The 10,279-nt window shown below is 69.8% G+C and carries 11 protein-coding genes; 3 read left to right on the top strand and 8 right to left on the bottom strand.

Translation table 11 applies throughout. From position 1 onward, the window contains the following. The 3 genes from NI2_RS34410 to NI2_RS11080 all read left to right on the top strand — a co-directional run. Positions 1–191: hypothetical protein (locus NI2_RS34410; protein ID WP_218018523.1), on the top strand; the 191-nt coding region annotated here is incomplete at its 5' end. 80 nt (positions 192–271) lie between these two features. Next, entirely contained in the window at positions 272–808 is a 537-nt protein-coding gene (locus tag NI2_RS11085) for an acetyl-CoA carboxylase biotin carboxyl carrier protein (RefSeq protein ID WP_067489088.1), read from the top strand. Then, the gene (locus tag NI2_RS11080) at positions 805–2,169 is read left to right on the top strand and encodes an acetyl-CoA carboxylase biotin carboxylase subunit (RefSeq protein ID WP_067489086.1); all 1,365 of its coding nucleotides are present in this window, start codon (positions 805–807) and stop codon (positions 2,167–2,169) included. The genes NI2_RS11085 and NI2_RS11080 overlap by 4 nt, the downstream gene beginning before the upstream one ends. A 247-nt stretch (positions 2,170–2,416) precedes the next feature. Here NI2_RS11080 and NI2_RS11075 read toward each other — a convergent pair whose 3' ends face one another. Genes NI2_RS11075 through NI2_RS11040 form a run of 8 tightly spaced genes read right to left on the bottom strand, consistent with a single transcriptional unit; the run spans position 2,417 to position 10,183 of the window. Continuing rightward, the gene (locus tag NI2_RS11075) at positions 2,417–3,229 is read right to left on the bottom strand and encodes a carbohydrate ABC transporter permease (protein ID WP_067489084.1); all 813 of its coding nucleotides are present in this window, start codon (positions 3,227–3,229) and stop codon (positions 2,417–2,419) included. Continuing rightward, entirely contained in the window at positions 3,219–4,172 is a 954-nt protein-coding gene (locus tag NI2_RS11070) for a carbohydrate ABC transporter permease (RefSeq protein WP_174552198.1), read from the bottom strand. Before NI2_RS11070 ends, NI2_RS11075 begins: the two co-directional genes overlap by 11 nt. Position 4,173: 1 nt before the next feature. After that, positions 4,174–5,031, bottom strand: a complete 858-nt coding sequence (locus NI2_RS11065) for a metallophosphoesterase (RefSeq protein WP_174552197.1) — start codon at positions 5,029–5,031, stop codon at positions 4,174–4,176. Further along, a complete protein-coding gene (locus NI2_RS11060; protein WP_174552196.1) occupies positions 5,031–6,398 on the bottom strand; it encodes an ABC transporter substrate-binding protein in 1,368 nt (455 codons plus the stop codon). Before NI2_RS11060 ends, NI2_RS11065 begins: the two co-directional genes overlap by 1 nt. A gap of 31 nt (positions 6,399–6,429) precedes the next feature. Further along, entirely contained in the window at positions 6,430–7,560 is a 1,131-nt protein-coding gene (locus NI2_RS11055; protein WP_067489078.1) for an ABC transporter ATP-binding protein, read from the bottom strand. 8 nt (positions 7,561–7,568) lie between these two features. Further along, positions 7,569–8,489, bottom strand: coding sequence for an alpha/beta hydrolase family protein (locus tag NI2_RS11050; RefSeq protein WP_067489076.1), 921 nt, complete (start codon positions 8,487–8,489; stop codon positions 7,569–7,571). Next, complete coding sequence (locus NI2_RS11045; RefSeq protein ID WP_067489073.1) at positions 8,486–9,010, bottom strand: YiiD C-terminal domain-containing protein; 525 nt, start codon at positions 9,008–9,010, stop codon at positions 8,486–8,488. The genes NI2_RS11050 and NI2_RS11045 overlap by 4 nt, the downstream gene beginning before the upstream one ends. A 12-nt stretch (positions 9,011–9,022) precedes the next feature. After that, complete coding sequence (locus tag NI2_RS11040; RefSeq protein ID WP_067489071.1) at positions 9,023–10,183, bottom strand: acyl-CoA dehydrogenase family protein; 1,161 nt, start codon at positions 10,181–10,183, stop codon at positions 9,023–9,025. Positions 10,184–10,279: the final 96 nt, after the last annotated feature.

The following is a 10,279-nucleotide window of genomic DNA, read 5'->3' as shown; positions in this document are numbered from 1 at the left end:
TCCCCGAACCGGCCGGTGGCGCCGACCGCGATCCCGTCGGCGCGGCGGCGCTGCTGCGGCGGGCGGTGCGCCGAGCCGTCCATGAGCTGGCGGCCTGCCCGAGCGCCGACCTGATTGCCCAGCGGCACAATCGTTTCCGCACCTACGGCCTGGCCCGCGACCTCCCGGAGACCTCGTGGTCGGCTTCCTGATCCGCCATCCGTTGACCGCTTTGCGACAGACCTTGCGGAGCACCGACCAACCCGCACACCAAGATTCAGGAGCAGAACCGATGACCGAGTCCGTGACCAACGACCCTCCCGTGCGGGCCGTGAGCCCCACCGAAGCGGACCACAGCCTCGCGGTGCTCAGCCGCCACGCCATGACGGTGGGCGCCATCGGGTCCGCACCGACCTCGGTGACGGTCGCCAACGGTCCGGTGTCCCTGCGCATCACCTGGGGAGAGCGGCCCGCCGCGGCCGCCGACGAGGGTGATCCGGCGAGACAGCTGGTTCTCGTCCCGACCCAACCCGCCGACGGGGGCGCAGCGCGGGTGGACAGGCCCGCCGACAACGGCGCCGCATCGACCTTCCCGCTCACCGCCGAGACCGTCGGCGTGTTCTATCGAGCGCCGGAACCCGGTGCCGCGCCGTTCGTCGCCGTGGGCGACCCCGTCCGCGCCGGCCAGCAGGTGGGCATCATCGAGGCGATGAAGCTGATGATCCCGGTCACCGCGACCCGCGAGGGTGTGGTGGCGGAAATCCTCGTCGACAACGGTGACGCCGTGGAGCACGGCCAGGCCCTGATCGTGTTCGAGGCGCTGCGATGACGCGCCCCTTCGGTAAGGTGCTGATCGCCAACCGCGGGGAGATCGCGGTACGGGTCATCCGTACCTGCCGCGAACTGGGTATCGCCACCGTGGCGGTGCATTCGGCCGCGGACCGTGACTCCGCGGCGGTGCGCCTGGCCGACGAACACGTCCAGATCGGTCCGGCCCCGGCCAAACGCAGCTACCTGTCGATCCCCGCTATCATCGAGGCGGCCCGCGCCACCGGCGCCGACGCGATCCATCCCGGCTACGGATTCCTCTCGGAGGACCCGGATTTCGCCGAGGTGTGTCAGGCGGAGGGCTTCGTGTTCGTCGGCGCGCCGTCGACGGTCATGGCCCGGCTCGGTGACAAGTCGACCGCCCGTGCGCTGATGGCCGACGCGGGCCTGCCCCTGCTGCCCGGCAGCCGCGACGCCATCGACGATCCCGACGCGGCGCGCGCCCTGGCCGACGAGATCGGCTACCCGGTGATCATCAAAGCCGTCGCCGGCGGTGGTGGCCGGGGGATGCGGGTGGTGCGCGACGGCGACGAGTTCGCCACGGCCTGGCAGCACACCAGGGCCGCGGCCGCCGCCGTGTTCGGCGACGGCAGGCTCTATGTCGAGCGCTACCTGGAATCGGCCAGGCACGTGGAGGTGCAGATCCTCGCCGACACCCATGGCACCGTCCGTCACCTGGGTCTGCGTGACTGTTCGCTGCAGCGCAGGCATCAGAAGCTGGTCGAGGAATCGCCGGCGCCGGGCCTGTCGCCCGAACTCGCCGAACGCATCGGCGCCGCTGCCGTCCGCGGCTGCGAGGCAGCCGGTTACGTCGGGGCGGGCACGGTGGAGTTCCTGCTCGCGCCCGACGGCCGGTTCTACTTCATGGAGGTCAACTGCCGCCTCCAGGTCGAGCACCCCGTCACCGAGATGGTCACCGGCGTCGACCTGGTCGCGCAGCAGCTGCGCATCGCCGCGGGCGAGCCGCTGACCCTGGGCGATCGCGCGCCGCACGGTGTCGCCATCGAATGCCGCCTCAATGCCGAAGACCCGGAACGCGCGTTCGCGCCCGCCCCCGGCACGCTCGTCGAGTGCGCACTCCCCGCCGGTCCCTTCGTCCGCGTGGACACCCATGTGGCGCCGGGCTATGCCGTTCCGCCACATTACGATTCGCTGCTCGCCAAGGTCATCGTCTGGGCGCCGGATCGGCCGACGGCCATCGCCCGCATGCGCCGCGCGCTCGCCGAGACCACGATCGCCGGCCCCGGCGTGGCCACCACCACCGACTTCCTCCATGACATCCTCGACCACCCCGCCTTCCGGGCCGCCACCCACGACACGGCCCTCATCGGCGCCCTGAACGCTCCGGCCGCCGTGCACTGAGCATCGCCGCGCACCGGCCGGACGGGTCTGGCCCAACCGGCCGTGCTCCGGCTGGTCTGAGCGGACGTCGTTCAGGCTTTGCCCGGGGAAGTCAGGATCGGGGACGGACCTGAGCCCCGCATACTTCTGATACCCCGCGCGCGGCGAGCCGCCGCCATGGCAGCTCTTGCTGGAGGAGCCAGGCAGCGGCCGCCGCGCCACGGCACAGTTCGAATCCCACCAGGCCATTGTCGGTGACGCCCTGATCTCACTTGAGACCCGAGCGGACGAAGGCGTTCACGATGTGGCGCTGTAACACCAGATAGAGCAACAGGACCGGTAGGCAGGCGAGGCTGGCGAGGGCCATCATGGGTCCCCACTGGTCGCCTTCGGTGCCCATGAAACTGCGCAGGCCCAACTGGAGGACGTCGTTGGACTGGCGCAGCACCACGGCGGGCCAGAAGTATTCGTTCCAGGCGTTGATGAACAGCAGGATGCCGAGGGCGGCCAGTGCGGGGCGCAGGTTGGGGACGACCACGGTCCACAGGATGGCCCAGGAGGAGCGGCCGTCCATTTTCGCGGCCGCGATGAGCTCCTTCGGGAATGCCGACATGTGCTGGCGCAACAGCAGCACGCCCAGCGCCGAGCACAGGGTCGGCAGCACGCAGCCGATGAGCGTGTTGATCAGGCCCAGTTCGTTGAGCAGGATGTAGTTGGGCAGCATGGTCACCTGGAACGGCACCAGCCAGACGCCGACGAACGCCAGGTACATCAGCCGCTGGAGCGCAAAGGTGTACATGGCGAACGCGTACGAGGCGAGCAGCGCGATGAGCAACTGCCCGGCCGCGGACAGGACCGCCACGAAGAACGTATTGGCGATCAGGCCCGCGACATCCACCTTCTGCGCCGCGTCGAGGTAGTTGTCGATCGACAGCGGCCACGGCAACGGCGCGAGCGAGGTGACGTCCTCCGGCCGGCGCAGTGCCGTGGCGAACAGCCAGTAGATGGGGAATACGCACAGCAGCGCCGTGCCGGCGAGCAGCAGGTGGCTGCCCGCCGCGCGCAGACGGTCAATCATCATGAACGGCAACCTTTTCCGATATCCAGACCAGCACCGCGGCCAGCGCGCCGAAGCCGACGAACAACAGCACACCCGCCGCGGCGCTGAGCCCGGCGTCGAAGCTGTGGAACGCGTAGTCCCAGAGCAGGTAGTAGATGTTGGTCGTGGCCTGCGACGGACCGCCCTGGGTCATCGAGTCGATCAGCGGGAAGGACAGGGTGGGACTGAGCAGCACCGTGGTGAGCACCAGGAACAACAGGGTGGGGGAGAGCAGGGGCAGCGTGATCCAGCGCCGGATCTGCCCCGGTGTCGCCCCGTCGACCCGCGCGGCTTCGCTGTAGTCGCCGCTGATTCCGGCCAGTCCGGCCCAGACCACCAGCGTCGCGAAACCGAGCAGCTGCCACCCCGTGATCGCGATGATCACCGCCTGCGCGGTCGAGGCGTCGTAGACCCAGTTGTGGCCGGTGCCGAGCAGCTGGTCGACGAATCCGGTGCCCGGATGCAGCAGCCACCGCCACACCGCCGCCGCGGCGACCGGCGCGACGAGGAACGGCGCGAACACCAGCGCCTGATAGACGGTCCTGGCCCGGCCGTGCACGCGCCGGCTCGCCAGCGCGATGAGCACCGGCAACAGCACCGTGAACGGCAGCAACCCCACGATCAGGGTCGCGGTGCGGCCGAGGGATCCCCAGAACGCCGGAAGATCCAGCAGCCGTTCGTAATTGGCGGTGCCGACCGGCTTCATCGGCGCGGTCGGCAGCAGATTCCACGAATACGTGGACAGCTCGACCGCCTGGGCCAGCGGCTGATAGGTCCACACGACCAACAGGACGAGCGCGGGCGCCAGATACAGATAGGGCGCGACGAGACGGGTCAGCGCGCGGCGGGTGAACCGGCGCGGACCCGGCGCGGCGATGCTCGGCACCGCCTGCGCCGGGTCCTGCCGGTCGTCGATGACGAACATGTCACCGCGTCCGCGCGGCGATCGCCGCCAATTGCTCGAGCACCTCGGCCTCTGGCCGGTCGTAGACCGAGACCGCCGGAGTCGCCTCGATAGCCGTCGCGAGCATCGTGTCGCCGACGAGATCGATCCGGCTGTACCCGAATCCGGCCAGCCCACGATGCCTGCCCACCGGCGCCATCGGATCGATCCGATACGACAACGCCGGACCGATCCACACGGGAATCCCCGCCACCGCCGCCGCGGCGGTCAGATGGTTGTGCCCGCACAGGATCATCCGCACGTCCGAGCCCGCGAGCACGTCGGCCAGCCGTTCGGCGTCCTCGAGCTTGAGAAAGTCGACGGTGGCCACCGGCGAGGGAATCGGCGGGTGGTGCAGCACGAGCAGGGTGCCGCGCGGCGCGGGCACACGCAGTTGCTCGGCCAGCCAGGCCAGCTGCTCGAGCTCGAGCTTGCCCTCGTGCCGCAGCGGCGTCGTGCTGTCGAGCGCGATGACGCGCAGGCCCGCGATCTCGACGCACGAATCGTGCGGAAGGGCCGGATCCACCGAACCGGGCGCCAGGTCGAGCAGCTCCTCGCCGAAGCCGACCCGCTCGTCGTGATTGCCCATCACATAGACGATCTCGGCCCCGAGCTCGGCCGCGACCGGCTCCACGGCCGCTCGCAGCCGCCGGTACGCCTCGGGTGACCCGTTGTCGGACAGGTCACCCGAGAGCACCAGGGCATCCACGTGCTGCCCGGCCGCGCGCAGCTGGGTGAGCACCCGCGCGAGGTTGGCGTCGGTGTCGACGACACCGTGGACGAGCTCACCGGCCGGACGCAGGTGGGTGTCGGTGAGCTGGACGATGGTCAGATCACTCATCATGCCGCCGGGAGGAGCTTGGCGCCCTCGGCCTGCGCCGCGGTCAGGGTCGCTTGCGGATCCTTGCCCTGGAAGACGATCGCCTCGACCGCGTCCATCATGCCGTCACGCATCTGCAGATAGTTGTTGCCGGGCATGGAGACCCACGGCTCCATGGTGGCGAGCTGGGCGACGTTCGGTTTCAGCAGCGGGTTCTTCGCGGCCCAGTCCTTCAGGCCGTCGGGATCTTCGAGTAGACCGGTGCGCAGCGGCAGGTAGCCGATGTTCTGCGCGATCTTGATGTAGGACTCCTCGCTGGTGAGGAACTTGATCAGCTCCCACGAGGCGCGCTGCTTGGCCGGATCGTTGGACAGGATGTGCAGGCCCGCACCGGAATTGGTCGGCACGGTCGGCTTGTCACCGAACGCGGGCATCGCCGCCGAACGCAGATCCCACTTGTCCTTGGCGCCGGTGACGAAGGTGCCCTGGATGGCGCTGGTCTCGAGGATCATGCCGATCTCACCGCGCGCGAACGCCTCGTAACCCTGCTTCTGGTTGAGCTTGGGCATGCTGCCCGAATTCACCAGGTTCTGCGCCATCTGCGTCACCTCGACGACGGGTGCGTCGGCGTAGGTCAGGGTGCGACGATCCTCGGAGATGACCCGGCCGCCGTTGGAACGCACCATCGACTGGAAGCACCAGTCCTTGGCGGTCTTGGTCAGGCAGTCGATGTACACACCGCCTTTGCCGGTGCGGTCGGCGATCTGCGCGGCCGTGGTGGCGACCTCGGCCCAGGTGGCCGGCGGCTCGGCCGGATCGAGCCCGGCCTCGGTGAACAGCGAGGCGTTGAAATACAGCACCGGGGTGGAGAACACGAACGGCACACCGTAGGTGTGGCCGTTCCAGTCGTCGAGAACGCGGGCGCGCGGCGCGTAGGCGTGGCGGCCGTCGAAGTTGCGGGCCACCTCCTGCGTGCCCACGAGGGTGTCGAGCGGCTTGGCCTGCAGCTGGTTGATGGTGAAGTCCAGGTCGGAGAAGCCGAGCTGGGCGACATCGGGCGGGGTGCCCGCGACCATCTGGTTCTGGATGCTGGAGATGGTGTCGGTGGCCGGGTTCGGGCTGTTGCCCTGCGGCTTCTGCGCCGTCACCTTGATATTGGGGTACTTCTTGCCGAAGTCGGCGATCAGCGCGTTGAACGTATCGGTCCAGGCACCGGCGAGACCGTAGTTGTAGGACTCGAAGGTGATCGAGACCTGCTGGTCGGGCTTCAGCTCCGGGATCTGCGCGGTCGAAGTGGTGTCCGAGGACACGGTGCCGCCCAGACCGCAGCCGCTCAGGGCGACGGCGGTGGTGAACACCACGCCCAGGACGGGCAGGGTGCGTTTCATGGTGGTTCTCCTCATCGAGTGGTGCGGGAAATCAGGGGACGGGCACGGCCGCCGCGTCCACGGCCTTCGGCGAATCCGGTTGCGGCGCACGCCAGCTCAGCCGCAAACCGGTGTCGGGGTCGAACAGGTGGATGTCGGCGGGATCCACGCGCAGGGTGATGTTCTCGCCCGCGGCGACCCCGGCCGGTCGCGCGGCACGCACGCACAGGCTGGTCGCGCCCGCGTCGAGATGCACCAGTTCCTCGCTGCCGAGGTTCTCGACCATGCGCACCGTCCCGCGGACGTCGTTGGCCGCGGGATCGATGCGCAGGCGCTCGGGGCGGATGCCCGCGATCACCGGGGTGGCGGCGTCGAGATCGTCGGTGATGGCGAGGGCGGCGTCGACCCCGTCGGCGGTCACCCGCAGCGCGCCCCCGTCCGCGGTGACGACGGCGGGGAACAGGTTCATAGGCGGCGCACCGAGGAACCCGGCGACGAAGGTCGAGCGGGGCTGGTCATAGAGCTCGGCGGGCGTGCCGCACTGTTCGACCCGGCCCTCGTTGAGCAACGCGATGCGCGAGGCCATCGTCATCGCCTCCACCTGGTCGTGGGTCACGTAGAGGAACGTCGCCCCCAACCGCTGGTGCAGGGCGATCAGTTCGGCACGCGTCGCGCTGCGCAGCTTGGCGTCGAGATTCGACAGCGGCTCGTCCATCAGGAACGCGCCCGGATCGCGAACCATGGCCCGCGCCAACGCGACTCGCTGCCGCTGTCCACCCGAGAGCGCCACCGGGCGCCGGTCCAGCAGCGCCGACAATTCCAAGGTGGCCGACACCTCCGCCACCCGCTCGGCGATCTCCGCGCGCGGCCTGCGCCGGGCCCGTAGCGGGAAGCCGATGTTCTTGGCCACCGACAGGTGCGGGTAGAGCGCGTAGCTCTGGAACACCATCGCCAGGTCGCGTCGTTGCGGCGCGGCGTCGGTGACGTCGGTGCCGCCCACCAGGATCCGGCCCTCGCTGGGTTCCTCCAGTCCGGCGATCATCCGCAGGAGGGTCGATTTGCCGCAGCCGCTGGGGCCGAGCAGCACCATGAATTCGCCGTCGGCGATGTCGAGGCTCACCTCGCGCACCGCGTAGTCGGTGTCGAACTTCTTCGACACCGCTTGGATCTGCAGTCGTGCCACGTCTCTCCTCAGGCCGGCGCGGAGCCGGTGGTGATCCAGCGCGACACCTGGGTCGCGATCGCGGGCGAATCCTTCAACCAGGCGAAGTGATCGCGGTGCTCGACCGCGGAATCCGCGTCGATGTGCCACTGGGTGACCTGTGCGGCGGGCATGCGCGACACCAGGAAGTCGACATTGGACTTCGGGCCGAGCACGTCCTCGGACAGCGAGATCGCGAGCACCGGCAACGTCATCTCCGCCAGCAGCGAGTTGTAGCGACGGGTGGTGCCGCGCGGGCGGTAGTAGCTGGTCAGCGAGTGGATCGACCAGTCGACCATCACCCCGCCCGGCATCGGCGCCGGGATCAGCACCCCACCCGGCCAGTGCCCCTTGACGCGGGCGACCAGACCGATCCACTGGATCTGGCTCAGCGCCTCGAACCAGCGGCGCGGACCGAACGCCCACCAGAACACGGTGCCGGTGCCGATCACGGTCACCCCCGCGACCCGCTCGGGTTCGGCGGCGGCGAACAGCAGGGCCAGCTGGCCACCCAAGCTGTGCCCGAACAGGTGCAGCGGCGCCTGCGGGAAGTGCTCCTCGATCGCGGAAACGATGGCGGGCAGGTCGATTTCGAGCATCTCGCGGTACCCGAAATCGGTGTGCTCGCCGAGCGCGGGCTCGGCCTCGCCGTGTGCGCGCAGATCGACGGTGGCCACCGAAAGCCCGGTGGCGTGCAGCGCCTTGGCCAGCGACTGGTAGTTGCGGGCCTTCATCGCCATCGCGGGCAGGATCAGCACGACCGGGGCGGTGGGGTCGGCGGCGGCCAGCCGGCGCACGGTGAACCGCACACCGTCGACGGTCTCGACTGTGCTGGTGTCAGGCGTGGTCGCGGGCCCGTCGGCCACCCGTCCGCCACCGGTCGCGGAATCGCTGGGAGTTGCGGAATTCATTGGTCGTCCGTTCCGGCGATGCGGACATCGCACACGTAGTCGAAGGTGAATTCGGCGGTGAGCACGTCGTTGTCGTCGAGCAGTTCGGCGCGTCCGGACAGGCCGTAACGCGCGTTCGCGGTGGCGGCCAGGATCATGGCCAGTTCGGCGGCTTCGACGGTGGCGACCGCACGGATGCGGCCACGCGCCGGCTTCCGGTAGGCGGCGGTGCCGCCGCGCAGGACCAGCCGGTCGATGGCGTGCAGGCGGTGCGCGGCCGCGCCGACGAACGCCGCGGCGCCCGCGATGTCGGCGGCGGTGAACAGCGCGCCCGCGTGGACGGTGCCCATGTGGTTGCACATCACCGGTTCGGCGGGGATCTCCACCACCGAACGCGTGGCCGAGATCTCGGTGATCACGGTGCCGACGTGCGCGCCGAACGGTACAAGCGCCTGCGAGGCGTCGCGCAGATAGCCGAAGTCGACGGCGTCGGGGTCGAGGGCGGGGTAAGCGGCGCCGAATCCGGCGATGCTGCGGGTCATCTCGTCGTCCTCTCAGCGCGGCCCGCGCAGGACGCGTCGCGCGATCGACCAGCGCAACACCTCCGACGGACCCTCGTAGATGCGGAAAGCCCTGGCCTCCACCAGGAATCGGGCCACCAGGTAGTCCTCGCAGACGCCGAGCCCGCCGTGCAGCTGCACCGCGCGGTCGAGCACTCGCCACACCGCCTCGGAGACGAAGGTCTTGGTGATCGAGGCCTCGTGCCTGGCCTGCCCGGAGGTGGCGCCGTGCTCGTCGATCGTGGCGGCGGTGGCGCGGATCAGGCTGCGCGCGGCGGCGATGTCGATCTCGTTGTCGGCGATCAGGCCCTGGGCCATGCCGTGGTCGGCGATCGGGACCCCGAACGACTGCCTGCCGGTGATGTGCTCGGCGGCCAGCTGCTGGGCGCGCACCGCCAGTCCGAGCCAGTTCATGCAGAACACCAGCCGCGAGGGCGCCAGCCGTGCCTGCGCCAGGTCGAGGCCGCCGCCGACGGTGCCGAGGATCGCGGACTCGTCGACCTCGCAGTCCACGAACTCGACCTCGCAGTGTCCGCCAGGGGCACTGGTGTGATCCAGCGTCGGCATCCGCCGTCCCACCCGCAGGCCGGGATTGTCCTGGTCGACCAGGAACATCGTCGGACCGTCCGTGGTCGCGGCGACACAGATGGTGAACGCGGCGCCCTGGGCGCCGGTGGTGAAGTGTTTGCGGCCGTTGATGACCCAGCCGGTGTCGGTCTCCTCGGCCACGGTCGCCAGCATCCGCGGATCGGAACCCGCGCCGGGGGCAGGCTCGGTCATGGCGATGGCCGAGCGCACCTCGCCGGAGGCCAGTGGGGCCAGATACCGCTGCTGCTGTTCGGGGTTGGCCACCGCGGCCAGCAGGTGGATGTTGCCGTCGTCGGGAGCCCAGGCGTTGACCGCCAGTGGGCCGAGCAGGCTCGCGCCCGCCGCCTCGAGCACCTCGGCCTGCGCCCTCGTGTCGAGGCCGAGGCCGCCGTAGGCGGGATCGGACAGGGGGCCGAAGACACCGGCTTCCTTGGCCTTCTTCTGCAAATCGAGGCGCAGGGCGTCGTCGGTGACCCGGCCACCGACCACGACCTCGCGTTCCACCGGAATGACGTGATCTCGAACGAACTGCCTGGTCCTGTCGACCAGTTCCGACACGGGAGTCATGCCGCCAGTTTCGGGCGGCGGGCAGGTCGGAGGCCGGGGCGATAGTGAACGTCGATCGGTCCAATCGTCTCGCCATGCCACGGCGGCGAACCGGGC

The sequence above is a fragment of the Nocardia ignorata NBRC 108230 genome (assembly GCF_001612905.1).
GTDB classification, from domain to species: domain Bacteria; phylum Actinomycetota; class Actinomycetes; order Mycobacteriales; family Mycobacteriaceae; genus Nocardia; species Nocardia ignorata.
This window is presented reverse-complemented; position numbering and strand designations above follow the sequence as displayed.